This window comes from Mucilaginibacter sp. L196, from assembly GCF_009765905.1.
Lineage (GTDB): Bacteria > Bacteroidota > Bacteroidia > Sphingobacteriales > Sphingobacteriaceae > Mucilaginibacter.
Map to the genome: position 1 here is coordinate 652,138 of NZ_LMUO01000015.1, position 16,291 is coordinate 668,428.

13 protein-coding genes and 1 other RNA gene are annotated in these 16,291 nt (G+C 40.3%); 7 read left to right on the forward strand and 7 right to left on the reverse strand.

The genetic code is table 11. The features are described from left to right. The first annotated feature begins 18 nt into the window (after positions 1 to 18). Both GSQ74_RS13765 and GSQ74_RS13770 read left to right on the forward strand, forming a co-directional pair. Positions 19 to 1,239: a right-handed parallel beta-helix repeat-containing protein gene (locus GSQ74_RS13765; RefSeq protein WP_158994218.1), complete on the forward strand. Its 1,221-nt coding sequence runs from the start codon at positions 19 to 21 to the stop codon at positions 1,237 to 1,239. A 5-nt stretch (positions 1,240 to 1,244) separates the two neighbouring features. Next, the gene (locus tag GSQ74_RS13770; protein WP_158994220.1) at positions 1,245 to 2,843 is read left to right on the forward strand and encodes a beta-N-acetylhexosaminidase; all 1,599 of its coding nucleotides are present in this window, start codon (positions 1,245 to 1,247) and stop codon (positions 2,841 to 2,843) included. Between the two features lie 479 nt (positions 2,844 to 3,322). Here the strand turns inward: GSQ74_RS13770 and GSQ74_RS13775 are convergent, their stop codons facing one another. The 5 genes from GSQ74_RS13775 to GSQ74_RS13795 all read right to left on the reverse strand — a co-directional run bounded on the left by GSQ74_RS13775 (position 3,323) and on the right by GSQ74_RS13795 (position 7,967). Beyond that, positions 3,323 to 3,586, reverse strand: a complete 264-nt coding sequence (locus GSQ74_RS13775) for a helix-turn-helix domain-containing protein (protein ID WP_158994222.1) — start codon at positions 3,584 to 3,586, stop codon at positions 3,323 to 3,325. Between the two features lie 300 nt (positions 3,587 to 3,886). Beyond that, complete coding sequence (locus GSQ74_RS13780) at positions 3,887 to 5,545, reverse strand: site-specific integrase (protein WP_158994224.1); 1,659 nt, start codon at positions 5,543 to 5,545, stop codon at positions 3,887 to 3,889. A 243-nt stretch (positions 5,546 to 5,788) separates the two neighbouring features. Next, positions 5,789 to 6,158: a transfer-messenger RNA gene (gene ssrA, locus GSQ74_RS13785) on the reverse strand. Between the two features lie 66 nt (positions 6,159 to 6,224). Continuing rightward, entirely contained in the window at positions 6,225 to 7,433 is a 1,209-nt protein-coding gene (locus tag GSQ74_RS13790) for a pyridoxal phosphate-dependent aminotransferase (protein ID WP_158994226.1), read from the reverse strand. Between the two features lie 105 nt (positions 7,434 to 7,538). Further along, positions 7,539 to 7,967 (reverse strand): DUF1573 domain-containing protein, encoded by a 429-nt coding sequence (locus tag GSQ74_RS13795; RefSeq protein ID WP_158994228.1) that lies wholly within the window; start codon positions 7,965 to 7,967, stop codon positions 7,539 to 7,541. Between the two features lie 136 nt (positions 7,968 to 8,103). Between GSQ74_RS13795 and GSQ74_RS13800 the strand changes: the two genes are divergently transcribed. The 3 genes from GSQ74_RS13800 (at position 8,104) to GSQ74_RS13810 (ending at position 12,228) form a co-directional block, all read left to right on the forward strand. Next, positions 8,104 to 10,536: a thiamine pyrophosphate-dependent enzyme gene (locus GSQ74_RS13800; protein WP_158994230.1), complete on the forward strand. Its 2,433-nt coding sequence runs from the start codon at positions 8,104 to 8,106 to the stop codon at positions 10,534 to 10,536. Positions 10,537 to 10,658: 122 nt separating this feature from the next. Then, a complete protein-coding gene (locus tag GSQ74_RS13805) occupies positions 10,659 to 11,240 on the forward strand; it encodes a nitroreductase (RefSeq protein WP_158994232.1) in 582 nt (193 codons plus the stop codon). Between the two features lie 199 nt (positions 11,241 to 11,439). Then, positions 11,440 to 12,228, forward strand: a complete 789-nt coding sequence (locus GSQ74_RS13810; protein WP_158994234.1) for a murein L,D-transpeptidase catalytic domain family protein — start codon at positions 11,440 to 11,442, stop codon at positions 12,226 to 12,228. Positions 12,229 to 12,355: 127 nt separating this feature from the next. Here GSQ74_RS13810 and GSQ74_RS13815 read toward each other — a convergent pair whose 3' ends face one another. Then, on the reverse strand, positions 12,356 to 13,894 hold the full coding sequence (locus GSQ74_RS13815) for a L,D-transpeptidase family protein (RefSeq protein ID WP_158994236.1): 1,539 nt from the start codon (positions 13,892 to 13,894) through the stop codon (positions 12,356 to 12,358). Positions 13,895 to 13,991: 97 nt separating this feature from the next. Here GSQ74_RS13815 and GSQ74_RS13820 point away from each other — a divergent pair, with 97 nt between their 5' ends. Continuing rightward, positions 13,992 to 15,002, forward strand: a complete 1,011-nt coding sequence (locus GSQ74_RS13820) for a glycosyl hydrolase (protein ID WP_158994238.1) — start codon at positions 13,992 to 13,994, stop codon at positions 15,000 to 15,002. Between the two features lie 2 nt (positions 15,003 to 15,004). After that, positions 15,005 to 15,517 carry a DinB family protein gene (locus GSQ74_RS13825; protein ID WP_158994240.1) on the forward strand — a complete coding sequence of 171 codons (513 nt, stop codon included), beginning with the start codon at positions 15,005 to 15,007 and terminating at the stop codon, positions 15,515 to 15,517. 174 nt (positions 15,518 to 15,691) lie between these two features. On the opposite strand, the gene GSQ74_RS13830 is transcribed toward GSQ74_RS13825, so the two are convergent. Next, complete coding sequence (locus GSQ74_RS13830) at positions 15,692 to 16,291, reverse strand: hypothetical protein (RefSeq protein ID WP_158994242.1); 600 nt, start codon at positions 16,289 to 16,291, stop codon at positions 15,692 to 15,694.

Genomic DNA, 16,291 nt, shown 5'->3' on the forward strand with positions numbered 1-16,291 from the left:
ATTTTTTAATAAAAAAATATGAAAAACAGAAATCTGCAATTACTTTGGTTAACTGTGCTTACACTCGCTATCATTTCATGTAAAAAAAGTGATCATGCACCGATAACAGGATCAGTAAAAAACAATTCCCTGCTAAAAGCAGACGCTGTTTCGGGCCCCATAATTGAAACCGGTATGACTTTGACTCAAATCAACGCGGTCATTGCCGGAGCAAGTGCAGGTCAAACAGTGTATGTTCAGCCCGGCACTTATACCATAACCGGTAAAATAGTGATGAAAGCTGGAGTTTCGATTGTTAAGCAGACAACAACGAATCCAGTCTTCGATGCAACAAGTCTCCCAAATGAGCTAACGATTGATTATACGACAGATGTAAGTGGGGTGCTTTTATCAGGGCTTACTTTTTGGAATATCCGAATGCAGATAACAGGTTCGAGTAAGACATCTGTAAAATATTGCATTTTCGATTATGGGAAACGTACGCCAAACACTAATAAAACAAATAATTTAAAGGATGATTATCTGGAATATATCGATACCGATAGCGCATTGGTATCCAATAGTGTGTTTTGCCACCGTTCAACCGATCCTGGTCGCGGCGTATGGATGAAAGGTTCCACGAATACTAATGTTTTAAATAACACTTTTGGAAATGGCGGTACCACGGGTTATTTCGTATGCGGCATAGATGATAACAGCCAGAGCAATTCACTTCTGGATGGTAATACGCTGAACAGGAATACGGTATTAAACACTGTTGATTCTCTTACGGATCATGGTATCTATGGGCACAGTTTTGACGGTTTAACCATATCAAACAACAATATTTCAGGCTGGCCGGCCAATGGAAACGGAGGTTCAGTTAAGGTACGCAACGGGCAGCATGTTTCCATTTCCAATAATACCATGAACGGTTCGGGAGTGTTGTTATATGAATATTCAAATTTGCCGGCATATCCATATCTTAAATATGTCACCGTAACTGCAAACACAATTAATATTAGCGCACCTGCGGGTGACCTTTATCATGGTATTGGGTATTATCGCGATAATAGTACGGATACCGAATATTCAATCAATATTACCGGGAATCTATTACCAGATGGCAGTATTGTCATGAACGGTTCAAACATAAACGTCGCTAGTTTTAATGCTGGCGGCGGCGGAGTATTCAACAATGACACTGCATCGGGATACCTTTTGTTAAAGACAGGGATAAACAATTCGGGTAATTATTAATGGTGATGAAAGGACTGCTAATATTTGCTTGTTTCTTTTGGAACGGCTACGCAATCGCGCAGCAATGTCCGATTGTCCCATTCCCAAATGATGTAAAGACGATTAATGGGAAGCTGACCTTAACTGTAAACACACAAATAATATGCGACGATGACCGGATTAATGAACAGGCGATTTATTTGCAACAGCAAATCTTAAAAACTACCGGCTTAACGCTATCAGTAGGAGCAAAAAGCACAAATTCTGCAATCACACTAAAGTTGGAAAATAGTATAGAAGGAGCGGAAGCCTATAGGCTCGATGTTAAACCCAATGGAGTAAATATCACTGCAGCGACAGCTCATGGTATCTTCAATGGCATCAATTCGCTTCTACAACTTATTCGCCTTAGCGTGGTCAAAAACAATAATATCAGCATCACCTGCTGGTCGATTAAGGATAGTCCCCGTTTTGCATGGCGTGGACTATTATTGGATGAGTCGCGCCATTATTTTGGCATGGAGATGGTAAAAGAGTTGCTCGATTGGATGGCATTTTATAAACTCAACAAGTTTCACTGGCATTTAACAGACGAACCTGCCTGGCGACTGGAAATTAAAGCTTATCCGAAACTGGCACTCACCGGAGGTATTGGTAATTTTGACGATCCCAAGGCACCTTCTCAATATTACACCCAAGAACAGATCAAAGATGTGGTTGCTTATGCAGCTGACCGCTTTATCGATGTTATCCCGGAAATAGATATGCCGGGACATGCATCAGCAGCTAACAAAGCCTATCCTGTTTTTAGCGGCGGGGGATCGACTAAGCACCCGGAGTTTACTTTCAATCCCGGCCTGGATAGTACTTACAGTTATTTGGGTCGAATCTTGCGTGAAACGGATGTCCTTTTTCAATCTCAAATGGTGCATTTGGGTGGTGATGAAGTAAGTTTTGGCAATGAAAAATGGCGCACTGACCCAGGAGTAGTTAAACTCATGCAAGATCAACACCTTGCTGACCTCACAGCAGTAGAACATTATTTCACTGCTCGGATGGCTGATACTTTATTTCAGCTAAACAACAAAGTATTACTCTGGGACGAGGCGGCAGATGCCGATTTGCCGCGAGACAAAACGCTCATATTCTGGTGGCGGCACGATCATCCTGAACAATTAAAAAAGGCCTTGGACAAAGGTTATTTCACTATACTTTGTCCCCGGCTGCCCTTTTACTTTGATTTCATGCAGGATAGTACACAGCGGCTTGGCCGAAAATGGAAGGGGGCTATCGTTACATTGGATAAACTGTATGCTTTTAATCTGAATGATCTGCAGGTGAGCAATGAGCACCGGCATCAGATTATTGGTGTACAAGCCGGCATTTGGACTGAATTCATCACTACAAAAGAAAAATTAGAATATATGCTTTTTCCCAGGATTACCGCATTAGCAGAAATAGGATGGACACTGGACGAGAAAAAAAGTATTACTGGTTTTCATCAAAGGGTTCTTGATCAACTTAAATTATACCGTAAAGACGGTATATATTACTATAATCCATTTAAGCCGCAGCAAACCCCGGAGCCACTTACAGCTCGACAGGTTGCAAATTTATCCGAATAACAAAGATCAGGTTGATTCTGGTCAATAAAGAAAACCCTTTGGGTTAGTTTAGTAAATAGTGGAAAAAGGCCAGTACTGCGGGATGCGGGCTGGCCTTTATTTTATGTGTCTTGAAACGAAAAAATGATTGATTATATACATTTTATGTATCAGTAGGAAATAGCGGAATGCTACAACTCTTCAGGTCGATACATTATCAATTCGTAATACAATCTTACTTCCCTTATAATAATTGTAGGTAGGTTTATAAAGTATATAGCCAAAATTGTCAAGATCCTTCATGCATTTATGATAGGTTGCTATTGAGTTTATTCTTGCCAAAGGCATTAAGTCCTTTCTGTAAATTGTAACTGGATTTTCTAATCCATTTCGCGAACAGAAATAATATATGGCTAGATATAAGGTCAGGTGTGTAGGAAGTAGCCTTTCATCATTTGCTGCTTTGCGATAAAAATTAATAATATGCTTATGCTTTTCCATTATTTCGTGTTGCCCTCCAAAATGTTTTGGATGTCTTCCAATTTGTAATAAATGAGGGTTCCTAATTTTGAAAAAGGAAGCGTTCCGTTAATTCGTAAATTTTGAAGTGTACCTGGAGATATTTTTAGCATTTGTCTTACTTCAAAACCTTTCAACCATTTGACAGGTTGCTCAGATTTCATGGTAAGCAGGTTGCTAATATCTTTTAACAGCTCCAGTTTAAATTGTTGTAAATCTTCCTTGGTGATAATCTCTACCGACATTTTAATAGATTAAATGCAGCAAATGTGGGGAGGGGACAAGTTGAAATTGGGTTGTATGAAGGGTTGAAACCTTAGATATTTATTTTTTTAGTAGTAGGGTAAGTAATTAAGAATTGGAAGAAACTATTAGACAGTAAGATTAAAAAATGGCTAAAATCCTAGTTATAGTTTATAGTTAATGAAACCATCAATAACTAATAGATAGATTCCAACAACATTGCATAAGTTTATCCAATTGATTTGGATGCAGCAATAAGATCAAATGTATTGACAATGTATAACTGGATATATTATTACTAGTTATATTTCTACCCAGGGAAGCATGCTGTTATCGAATAATATCTTTTCGAATACTGCTGTGATTTTCCCCTCTATGAAGTAGTGGCAATCGTTTAATAGCCTGCTCGCCTCACGAATATGTCCAAAGTCAGTACCAGCTAAATAGTAAATGGTTATCGTTGTATTTTTACCGTTTTCGTAAAAATCTTCCCATTCATTGAAGTCGCTTCCTAAACGGTATTTAAGATATATTCCAAATGATATGAAATCCACCGCGATCTTCAAACCCTCATAGCGTTTACTATCTCTTAATATTGGTGCGATCCATTCTTTGGTTTCGACTTTGGCCGCCTGAACATAATTCGTACAAACGATAACGTCGGTATCATCGCAAGGTTTACTATTGATTTCTTCTGTTAAAGCTATAAATTGAGGTTCTATTTCTATAGGTTTTTCCTTTAAATGGGTGCGGTTTAATTTGTCTTTTAATACCGCCATATCCTTACCAACTGTGATGTCAAGTATCTTCGCATAATGCTGGGTCATTCTTATTGTCGTGTGGCCGAGCATTTTGCTTACTGTTTCTATAGGCACACCGTTAGCTAAGGTTACCGTGGTAGCAAAAGTATGCCTCGCAATATGAAAGGTCAACGTTTTGATTATTCCGCATATATCCGCGATCTCTTTTAAATAGGCATTCATTTTTTGATTTGATAGAACGGGAAGTGCCAAACCTGTGGAACAGCAGAGCGGATTTTCCTTGTAGCGCTCCAATAACTGAATGGCAAATGGCAGAAGAGGGATACGTGATGGAATCAATGTTTTGGTACGGTGGGTGAAAATCCATATTTCACCATCAACTCCTTTGATTATCTCACTCGTCTTTAATTTTTTAACATCAGCATAGGCTAAGCCTGTATAACAGCTAAAAAGGAATATATCTCGAACATGGTGAAGCCTTTCATTTAGGAAAATTTTTTTGATCAATCGGTCTATTTCCTCTTGAGACAGGTATTCCCGGTCAATTTGCTTGGTTTTCGCTTTGTAATTTACGAATGGGTTTTTGTCGATCCAGCAGTTTGCAAGGCATATATTGACGATTTTTTTAAAATTCTTTATGTATTTTACCGTAGAATTATTGGCGCATTTTCGTTGCGTACGCAAATAGAAATCATAGCTGGTTATAAAATCATGATCGATTTTCCTGATATCGATATCCGTCAAATGATATTTCCATAAGATGAAGTTTTGGGTGTGCTTTAATGATGTCGCATACCGGGCGGCTGTTCCGGCTGAAAATTCATTTCCAATTAATTCATTCACCTGTCTATTATGCTCCCGGAATATTTCAAGAATAAACCTGGATTTTTCTTCTTTACCTAAATAAGTATCTTTCAGGTTTTGCGCCGTTAATCGTTGTTCTTTGTTTGCGATAATTTGCTGAGCAGCATATATATTGGTTCTAAGTAAGTCAAGATGAGCGTTCAGGGATTTGACACTTTCCTTAGTGCCTTTCATCCTTCCCGCTGCTGTATTCCATTCACAGGGATCGACTTCCCTGTTGGCTGAGAGTTCTGTTCTTTGACCGTTTACAGTAATCCTTATGTAAATGGGCACAGGCCCTGTTTCATATTTTTTCGGCTTTTTTGGATAAAAAAGTAAACTGAAATTGGACTGCATAATTTTGTGCTAAAAGTGAAACAAAATTAGCTTTGCAGGGCCTGTTTACAAGATGTTCAATTTTTGAACATCTTGTAAATCAATAAGTTAAATCAAATTAGGTGAGTCATGTTTTTACTATACTTACTCACCGAATTACTCACCAGTTTGCTAGGAAAAAGTGAATAATTTGGTGCGTTTAAAAGCAAAAAAGCCTGCAAATCATATGATTTGCAGGCTTTTAGTGTCATTTGACATTGTAATCAGTGGAGCCGGAGGGATTCGAACCCTCGTCCAAACATGGTATAAGGTAAGCTTTCTACATGCTTATCTGCTGTTTAATTGTAGGGAAGGGGAAGGTCAGCCGATTACCTGTACCGTCTTCCTTAGGTGCTTTGTTTCGCCTGCTATGCACACCATTAAGCAGGCTATTTTCGTTTTTCGATGCCCCGGTTGCCGATCCAACAAAACAGAAAACCGGCGGGACAAAAGCTAGCTAAATTCTAAATTAAGCAGCTAAGGCGTAAGTATTTTCGCCATTTGTAAGTTTGAGCGTTCTGATTTAAGCGCTAATTCACCCAACGCGCTGCATGCTTACTTACTTATCTCCATCCTGTCAATTCCGGTCGACCCCATTTTTTGTAGAGCCACTGTTTTTGGCAGTGGTAATTTTGATAAGGCATCAAAGATACGAATAAACCTATAAGGTTACCACAGTTCTTCCCGGATATTCTTCCAGTGCCTTTTCTAAACAGATCATCGCGTTCTGTATATCATCTATATTCAAAACGTATGCCATTCTTACTTCGTTTAAGCCTGCGCCTTCGGTACTGTAAAATCCGGTAGCCGGCGCCATCATAACTGTCTGATTATTATAGCTAAATTTCTCCAGCATCCATTGGCAAAACTTGTCGGCGTTATCAATAGGCAATTGTGCCACCACATAAAAAGCGCCACCCGGGTTAGGGCAGTAAACGCCGTTCATTTTATTTAGGGCGCTTACAATAGTATTACGGCGCGCGGTATATTCCTTATTTACCGCTTCAAAATATTCATCTGGGGTATCAACGGCGGCAGCGCCTGCAATTTGCTCCACCATACCCGGACTTAAACGAGCCTGGGCAAATTTTAATCCCGCTGTCCAAACCGCTTTATTTTTGGTGATAAGGCAGCCTAAACGTGCACCACATGCGCTGTAACGCTTGCTCACGGTGTCTAAAACAATAACGTTTTCCTCTAATCCTTCCAAAAACATGGGCGAGGTAAATTCACTTCCGTCATAGCAAAACTCACGGTATGCTTCGTCCGAAAATAAATACAGATCATATTTTAAAACCAGTTTTTTCAACTCTTCCAGTTCAGCTTTTGAGTATAAATAACCTGTTGGATTATTCGGGCTGCAAATGAATATAGCTTTGGTTTTTGGGGTGATGAGCTTCTCAAATTCGCTTATCGGCGGTAACGCGAAACCATTATCAATATACGATAGTATTGGTTTAACTACAATATCACTCTGGCTGGCGAAGCCGTTGTAATTGGCATAGAATGGTTCCGGGATGATGATCTCGTCACCGGCATCCAGGCAACTCATCATGGCAATGGTTATCGCTTCTGATCCACCTGTAGTTACCAGGATATTATCAGGTGTTATATTATAGCCCAGCTTATTATAGTATTCAGTAAGCTTAGTGCGATAAGATAATGTGCCTTCGGATGGGGTGTAGGCCCAAACTTTAAAATCGATATTTTTTATTGCATCAAGCATGCCTGCCGGGGTTTCAATATCGGGCTGGCCAATGTTTAAGTGATAAACTTTTTTGCCATCAAGCTTAGCTTTATCAGCAAATGGGGTAAGTTTACGAATAGGGGATGCGGGCATACGCTGCCCTTTGTCAGAAATTTTTGGCATTGTGCAAAATCAAAATAATAAATACAGTCAGTTAAAACATTTGCCTGTATAAACGGCAAAAGCCCCGTTTTATCGGGGCTTTGCAAATATATTTAATAAATTCTATTAATTGCTGGTCCCAGTGGTGGCTCCTGTCGCGGGTGCGGGCGCAGTTTTTGCAATTACCTCACCTACAATTACTAAAAATTTCTGTGGCGTTTTAGCATTTGAGGTAACTACTATAGTTTTATTGAACGGATAAGCTGCTGCAGCGTTATAAGTGATCTTAATTAAACCTTTATCGCCCGGTTTAACAGGAGTTTTGGTGTAATCAGCAATTGTGCAACCACAAGTTGGCCTTACGTCGGCTAAAATAAGCGGAGACTGGCCAATATTTGTAAATTCAAAAACAGTAGTTACAGGTGTGCCTTGTGGTATTTTACCAAAATCATGCTTTTCTTCATTGAATTTAAACTCAGGTTTTTGGTCATCCTGTGCTTTTGCAATAGAGGCAAAACCTATAATTACCGCGCATATTAATAATATCTTTTTCATACTCCGTGTTTGATTGTAACAAATATAAAAGGTTTAGTCCAATAAAAAAACTATTATAAAAACTGAACGTTTTGAATGCAGAGTATACCAATTACAAAATAGAATTTCATAATTTTACCGCTTAAACAAATAAGATATGCCCGAAACTGCAATTCAAGTTGCCGGTACCTTTAATGTTGCTGATCTGAGTTTTGATGATTTTAAGAAGATCGTCATCAATGATTATCGCATTGGGTATGAGAGTCGCCAGGCCAGTATATTGGGCCGTCGCGAGGTACTTACCGGTAAGGCCAAGTTTGGAATTTTTGGTGATGGAAAGGAAGTTGCACAACTGGCTATGGCCAAAGCTTTCCGTAATGGGGACTGGCGCTCGGGCTATTACCGTGACCAAACCTTTATGTTTGCTACAGGAATGAGCAACCTGCGAGAGTTTTTTGCCCAGCTTTATGCAAATCCGGATATTGAAAAGGAACCTGCATCAGGCGGCAGGCAAATGAACTGTCACTACGCTACACGCTTTTTAGATACTGATGGCAATTGGATAAACCAGGTAGAAACCAAGAATTGTGCCTCCGATATTTCAACCACTGCTGGTGCTATACCACGTTTGTTGGGTTTAGCCTATGCATCAAAACTATATCGCCAAAATAAAGAACTATCGTACCTGGATAACTTTTCGGTTAATGGTAACGAGGTTGCTTTTGGTACTATAGGTAATGGCTCAACATCCGAAGGCGCTTTTTTTGAGACCTTTAATGCTGCCGGAGTATTACAGGTGCCCATGGCTATTTCTATTTGGGATGATGCTTACGCTATATCTGTACCTGCCTGCCTGCAAACTACTAAAGAAGATATTTCTGAAATATTAAAAGGTTTTCAGCGTGAGGAGGGTACTAACGGCTTTGAGATATTTAAGGTACGCGGATGGGATTATGTAGCCCTTTGCGAAACCTATGAACGTGCCATATCGCTTTGCCGTGAAGAGCATGTGCCGGTATTGATACACGTTACTGAAATGACCCAGCCACAGGGACATTCCACATCAGGATCGCATGAGCGTTATAAATCTAAAGATCGCCTGGCCTGGGAAAATGACCATGACTGTTTGGTAAAGATGCGCGAGTGGATGATAGCCACCGCTATTGCTACTCCTGAAGATCTCGGTCAAATGGAGGCTGAAGCCAAAAAATATGTACGTGAGTGCCAGCGTGAAGCCTGGAACGAGCTTGCTGATATTATTACCGTTGAATTGAATGAGACGGCTAAAGACCTTGAAGCCCTGGCGGATATATCGGCTTACAGGGACGACTTGATGGAGATTGTTTCTGAATTGCGCAGCAGTGTTGATCCGGGAAGAAAAGATATAGTATCGGCTACACGTAAAGCATTGCGTTTAACCGTAAATGAGGATAGTACCGAACGCAGGGCACTGCAGGTATGGCTTAAGGATGAGATAGGCAAAAACGATGTACGTTATAATACCAAGCTTTTCTCCAATACTATAGAGTCGCCGCTAAAAGTGCCGGTTATTAATGCGCAATATGAAGATGATGCCAGGTTAGTTGATGGCCGTGAGGTGTTAAATGCCTGCTTTGACGCGAATTTTGATCGGGATAAAAGAATTGTAGCCTTCGGCGAGGATTTGGGCGCCATTGGTGATGTTAACCAGGGCTTTGCCGGTTTGCAAAATAAATACGGCGATATACGGATCACTGATACCGGTATCCGCGAAACCTCCATCATAGGGCAGGGGATGGGTATAGCCATGCGCGGCTTAAGGCCGATAGCAGAGATCCAATACCTGGATTACCTGATCTATGCCATGACTATTATTTGCGATGACTTAACCAGCTTAAGTTATCGTACTATGGGTGGCCAAAAAGCACCGGTTATTATCCGCACACGTGGCCATAGGCTTGAAGGTGTTTGGCATTCAGGATCACCTATGGGTATGATATTGAGCGCCATGCGCGGTTTGCATATTTGTGTTCCACGCGATATGACGCAGGCTGCGGGTATGTACAATACTTTGTTGCGGGGTGATGAGCCCGCATTGGTTATTGAGTGCCTGAATGGCTATCGCCTAAAAGAAAAATTACCAACCAACGTTGGCGAATTTACCGTACCACTAGGTAAGGCCGAAATATTAAGCGAAGGCAATGATATTACCGTTGTTTCCTACGGATCAACATTGCGCATTGTAATGGAAGCTGTGCCGGAATTAGCTAAATTAGGCATCAACGTTGAGGTGATTGACCCGCAGACACTTTATCCTTTTGATACTGATAATTTATGCGGAGCATCATTAAAGAAAACCAGCAAGCTGTTGGTTGTTGACGAGGATGTGCCCGGCGCAGGTTCAGCTTATATTATGCAACGGATATTGGAAGCACAGGGTGGTTATTATGCGCTTGATGCACAGCCACGGTCGCTAACGGCTAAAGAACACCGCCCGCCTTACGGTTCGGATGGTGATTACTTTACAAAGCCATCGCTTGATGATGTGATTGATACTGTTTACAGCATGATGAGCGAGGTTAATCCGGCTAAATTTCCGGCGATATATTAATTAATGGTTATCAAACCCTTTGTCATTCTGAGCGGAGTGAAGAATCTATCGACAGGCATTTGCGCCATATGTAACGGATAGATTCTTCGCTCCGCTCAGAATGACAATTTTTTTATTTTGAAATGGATACTACAGATTTCACCTCCCTAACTAATATCATACAAAACCGCCGTACCATCAAACCTTTTATGATGAACGGCCATAAAATACCTAACGGGCATATCGCTTCGATACTGGAGCTGGCGGATTGGGCACCAACACATGGTTATACTGAGCCGTGGCGTTTTGTGGTGTATGAAAACCCATCCGAGTTTTGTTTGGCACATGCCAATTTGTACAAAGAAAATACACCTGCTGATGAATTTAACGAAGGTGTTTTTACTAATTTGAGTCAGCAGGGCGATAAGGCATCTCATGTAATTATCGCTATAATGAAACGTGGTAAATTGCCAAAGATTCCCGCTTTTGAAGAGTTGGCCGCTTCGGCTTGTGCTATTCAAAACCTTTTATTGGGTGCGACCGCGTTAAATATGGCCTCTTACTGGGGTACTGGTGGTATGGCATTAAAGCAACCTATGAAAGATTTTTTGCTGTTAGGCGAAGAAGACAGCGTAATGGGTATTTTATATTTAGGCTACGCCGACCAACATCCCGGAGGTAAAAGAACTATCCCGCTGGAAGAAAAGATTAGCTGGGTTAAGTAACTAAGTAACAATTCGTAGTTTTATCTCGTAGAAGTATAAATAATATTAATCATAGCATTAATTTATTAACAAATATGAAATTGATGTGATGCTTTGTAAAAATATTTTTTTTACATTTGTATCATCACGACAATTATAAACGTTCTATCAGCCTATCCCCGTTTAATTTTAACAGATTGATTAATATCTAATTAGATTTATGAGGAAACATTTTTGGTGGATAACCTGCGTAACATTACTACTTTCAATTACTATTATTAGTTGGAAACCAATAAACGCAAGCAAAACGACTGCTACAGCTCATGCACCAGCATCGGCTAAAGAACTTTTTGAACAATATGTTGACGAAGTTTACCAGGCAGCAAATTTACAAGCAACAGGTTTAGATGAGGTGGTTTTCAGAAAAGCGGTAACAGGCTTTATGAATTTGAAATCAACTCAAAAAATATCTCCTTTCAGCAGTGTTTTAACTGTGGTTGATTTTAATAAACCAAGCCGCGACAAACGCATGTGGATAATTGACCTGGTTGAAAAACACCTGTTAATTAATACCTGGGTAGCACACGGACAAGGCAGTGGCGATGATGTTGCCAACAGCTTTTCAAATACAGACGAATCGCATCAAAGCAGTTTGGGTTTTTACCTGGCTGATGATATTTATTTAGGTAAACACGGCCGATCATTACATTTAGATGGTTTAGATGCCGGTTTTAATGATGCTGCCCGCGCCCGCGAAATTGTGGTACATGCTGCTCCTTATGTAGGTCAGAGTACTATCAATCAGCTAGGTCGTTTAGGGCGTAGCTGGGGATGCCCCGCGGTATCGCCGGAGGTATCAAACGAGGTGATTGACGACATAAAAGGTAAAACTGTTTTCTTTATCAATGGTAACGACAGCAACTACAACTCTAAATATTTAAACGAAGACCTTTCAGCAGACTACGTTTTCCCAACTGAAAATGGAGGGAGTAAAATAGCTAAATTATAGTTATTAGTATCAAGTAGTTAGTATCAAGTATCAAGATTCTTTAAACAAAAATGCCGGGTTTTGCCCGGCATTTTTGTTGTACGTTTTTTGTCTAGCTACTTGATACTATGTACTAGCTACTTAAAGATTATTTTCCAATAACTTTTATCAAGTTAGCATACAAAATAATATCCTGACCGTAAACATCCCTGCGGTATTGCAGTGTGCCGGTGCTATCGGCCCAGCAGGTGATGTAGGTAATGTAAACCGGGACTTTTTTATGTAATGATATTTCAGTAGGATCAGGTTTGGCTGTTGCCATATCTTGGGCAATCAGGGTGTATTTTGGGCCATCGCCAAAAAGCTCGTGGGCAAAATCGAGTGGTTTTTGCAACCTTACGCAACCATGGCTAACCGCGCGCATGCTTTGCGCGAATGGTAGCTGGGCAGGGGTATCGTGCAGATAAACACTGCTTTTATTCTTGAACAGAAACTTAATTTTACCTAATGAGTTATCGGCACCCGGTTGTTGTTGGAATGAATAATCTGATTTATCAACGCTTGACCAATCTATTGATTCCACATCATCAACTTTTTTGCCGTTTTTATAAACATTGATGTTTTTGTTCGACAGATAATAAGGGTCATTAGCTGCTTGTACAATAATTTCCTTATTGGCAATGCTTTCGGGTATATTCCATACCGGGTTTACTTCGGCTTCGTAAATCAAGCTGTTTAGTAATGGTGTTTCGTGTACAGGTTTGTCTACCTGGTCGGTATCCTGGTAGTTCATCAAGTTTTTCGCATAATCCATGTTACGGCCTTTGCCTACGCAAACTTTCATCCCTAAAACAGATCTGCCGCTGTCTATCACATCCAAATGAAAATCAGGAATATTCACGATCACATATTTGTTTTCAGTCGGTTTGTTCTTCCAGCGAAGGCGCTCCAAATTCAGCAATAAAACGCGTTTGCTTTCTTCGGCAGATAGGCCCGGTAAAACGGTGTTGTTTATAAATGCCTTTTGCAATGCGATGTATTGTGGATCTTTAGATTGTATGCTGTCCAGATACACCTTTAAATCTGTTGCATTCAACGCCTGGCTAATGGAGGTGCTGTCAGCTTGTTTGGTTGCGGTAAAATAGCGCCGGTAGATGTTTTTAGGATTGACCACTCCATATTGTATGGCGTTTGAATAGTTGATCAATGAGTTGGCAGTCATTAACTCTAGTTCGGCCATATCGTGATAAGCTTGATCCAGTGTTTTAATAGCCCTTCTGTTGTAGAATTTGGCTACTAATGCACGCACTTCCTGCGGGTGAAATAGATTAGAATCTAAACCCTGATCATTTGCCTGATCATAATAACCGACTAATGTTTTTAGTTCGTTATTTTTAAGGTTGGCTAACAGGAAAACAGGCTCGTAATCATGGCTATCATAGAAGTCTTTTATCGCCTCCGGATATTTTAATTTAGTTTTTTCGCTATCGAGCACACCCTGAAAAATAGTGGCGAATTGGTCAGGATCGAGCTTTCTGAATATCTTGTTTGGTGTTTTTTTATAGAGCAGATTAGCCATTTCGGAGCGTTTCTTTTTACAGCCCTGAACGCCGATAAATACGGTACAAAGTAATAATAAAAAGAGCGTACGGGTATGGCGTTTAATAAAATTGTGAGGGGTGGGCATATTACTTACAAATATATTTTTATCGTGTATAGCAATTGCTATACCACAAATAAAAATAGTTTAATTTTACCTTGCTGTATAATAATATCTGCTTGTTATGAAAAAATACATTGTGCTGTTTTTGTGCCTGTTTGCGGTTTTAGGGGCATCTGCCCAAAATTTTGACCCGGTAAATAAAAACGCGTCGCCGGAGGCCAAAAAACTGCTTGCCTATTTGTATAGCATTAAGGGGAAGTATATTATCTCGGGTCAGCATAATTTTAATACACAACTGAATACCTATTCAGACAGCGCCTACGCCAAAACCGGGAAATATCCGGCGCTTTGGGGATCGGATTTTATATGGGATTGGAAGACTGACCGCGGACAGGATATTGTAAACGAGGCGATCAAAAAATGGCATGACGGCTACATTGTTACACTAATGTGGCATGAGGGCAGGCCTACAGATGACCCGCCGTTCGACTGGAAAGAAAGTATACAAGGTAAGCTTACCGATGCGCAATGGACAGAGTTAATCACGCCAAACACAGAATTGAATAAACGGTGGCTGGCGCAAATTGATGTAGTGGCGGGTTATCTGAAACAATTACAAGATGCCCATGTACCTGTATTGTGGCGCCCTTACCACGAAATGAACGGTGTTTGGTTTTGGTGGGGAAATAAAAAGGGCAGCGATGGTATAGCCAAATTGTGGAAGATGATGTATGACCGTTATACTAATTACTTTCACCTGAATAACCTGATATGGATTTGGGGAGCGAATGGCTTAAGGGATATTCCTTTGGACGAGGCTTATACTTATAAAGATTATTATCCCGGCGCTAATTATGTGGATGTTTTAGGGGCTGATATTTACCACTTTGATTACGAGCAGAAGGATTATAACGAATTAAGAGAACTTGCCCACGGCAAATTAATGGCGCTTACCGAAACAGGCGAACTACCCAAACCCGAAATATTAGCCTACCAGCCCGAATGGGCCTGGTTTATGGTATGGACGAACTTTTTATGGAGCGATAATACGCTGGATAGGGTGAAGCAGATTTACTCGTTGCCGCAAACGCTCAACCACGATGTAGTTGGTGCGGAATTGCAACGCAAATAACAATGAGTAATAAACCCGAAGTTTGGTTACGTGGTCTGTTGGATGGGATACCTGCATTGCTGCAACCTATAGCGCATGCATTGTTGCAGGCGAGGGAGGAGGTTGATGAGTTGATGGCTGGTTTCCCGGATCTTTTGTTGTGGGAGAGGCCTGCGGGCATGGCATCGGCAGGATTTCATTTGCAGCACATGGCTGGTGTGTTGGACAGGCTTTATACTTATGTTAAAGATGAGCAGCTTAATCAGAAGCAGTTGGATTATTTAGGTGCTGAAGGAAAAAATATATCAGTTACAGTAAATCAATTACTTGAGCATTTTAACCGGCAGGTCGACATCGCCATAAAACAATTGAGTGAGACTGATGAAGCTACTTTGACTGAAGTTAGGGGTGTTGGCCGGGCTAATATACCGTCAACGGTTATTGGTTTGTTGGTTCATAGTGCCGAGCATACCATGCGGCATACAGGGCAGTTGCTGGTAACGGTTAGAGTTTTATTAGCAAATAGAAAAGCATAGGCTGTGCGGTTCCCCTGTTGAGAGGGGCGGAGGGGTGTGTTCGTCGAGCTGCTTGTAGAAACACACCCCTGCCACTACACAAATCCGGCGCTCCCCCTCTCGAGAGGGTAATAATATACCTACTTACATCAAATCAGATCAAGTTGTTGATTGTTAGTGTGTTATAATGTTATTTTAAATCTGCCGTTGTTTTAAAGTTTTCATTTTTAATTTCAAGCTGTCTGTTTTTATATTCATTTTTTGTTTTGCGTCTTGTTTGGTGTGATTTTTTAAATATACATCTGTAACCGAAACAGCCAAACTTCCAAAAGCGAATAAAGCGGCAGCTACAAAAGCATAAGTCTGTATTCTTGAATTTTTAATATTTATACTATTAGACTCGATGATAGAGGCATTGACCGAAATTGTGCTATCTACCTGTAATTTTTGATAATAAAATAATAATCCATTTGCTTTAAGAGTAGCAAAAGCTAAACCTCTCCCGTTTCGATATCCTTTAGCTTCATTATCTGTTTTAAATTCTAAACCAACGTGTTTTTCTTCCTCCATCGGTTTTAAATACTTCTCAAAATCTTCCGACTTTAAATCCCACCAAATATCTGCGAGAGTCTTATTTTTAAAATGCTTTGATAGTAGGTCTGTTATATCTTTTTCAATGTTAACTCCAGCATTTTTAGCTAAATATTCTAATATCTCGAAGTATAAATTCGGGTCAATATCATGAGTGGTTGGTGACTTAATAAAATCTTCTTCTTTTAGTTCATCATCTTCCAT

What these genes read in the sequence shown, in the direction of transcription:
- GSQ74_RS13820 (WP_158994238.1), top strand. Translation starts at nt 13,992, where the DNA reads ATGAAAAAATACATTGTGCTGTTTTTGTGCCTGTTTGCGGTTTTAGGG.
- GSQ74_RS13805 (WP_158994232.1), top strand. Translation starts at nt 10,659, where the DNA reads ATGGATACTACAGATTTCACCTCCCTAACTAATATCATACAAAACCGC.
- GSQ74_RS13830 (WP_158994242.1), bottom strand. Translation starts at nt 16,291, where the DNA reads ATGGAAGATGATGAACTAAAAGAAGAAGATTTTATTAAGTCACCAACC.
- GSQ74_RS13765 (WP_158994218.1), top strand. Translation starts at nt 19, where the DNA reads ATGAAAAACAGAAATCTGCAATTACTTTGGTTAACTGTGCTTACACTC.
- GSQ74_RS13775 (WP_158994222.1), bottom strand. Translation starts at nt 3,586, where the DNA reads ATGTCGGTAGAGATTATCACCAAGGAAGATTTACAACAATTTAAACTG.
- GSQ74_RS13800 (WP_158994230.1), top strand. Translation starts at nt 8,104, where the DNA reads ATGCCCGAAACTGCAATTCAAGTTGCCGGTACCTTTAATGTTGCTGAT.
- GSQ74_RS13795 (WP_158994228.1), bottom strand. Translation starts at nt 7,967, where the DNA reads ATGAAAAAGATATTATTAATATGCGCGGTAATTATAGGTTTTGCCTCT.
- GSQ74_RS13780 (WP_158994224.1), bottom strand. Translation starts at nt 5,545, where the DNA reads ATGCAGTCCAATTTCAGTTTACTTTTTTATCCAAAAAAGCCGAAAAAA.
- GSQ74_RS13790 (WP_158994226.1), bottom strand. Translation starts at nt 7,433, where the DNA reads ATGCCAAAAATTTCTGACAAAGGGCAGCGTATGCCCGCATCCCCTATT.
- GSQ74_RS13825 (WP_158994240.1), top strand. Translation starts at nt 15,005, where the DNA reads ATGAGTAATAAACCCGAAGTTTGGTTACGTGGTCTGTTGGATGGGATA.
- GSQ74_RS13815 (WP_158994236.1), bottom strand. Translation starts at nt 13,894, where the DNA reads ATGCCCACCCCTCACAATTTTATTAAACGCCATACCCGTACGCTCTTT.
- GSQ74_RS13810 (WP_158994234.1), top strand. Translation starts at nt 11,440, where the DNA reads ATGAGGAAACATTTTTGGTGGATAACCTGCGTAACATTACTACTTTCA.
- GSQ74_RS13770 (WP_158994220.1), top strand. Translation starts at nt 1,245, where the DNA reads ATGAAAGGACTGCTAATATTTGCTTGTTTCTTTTGGAACGGCTACGCA.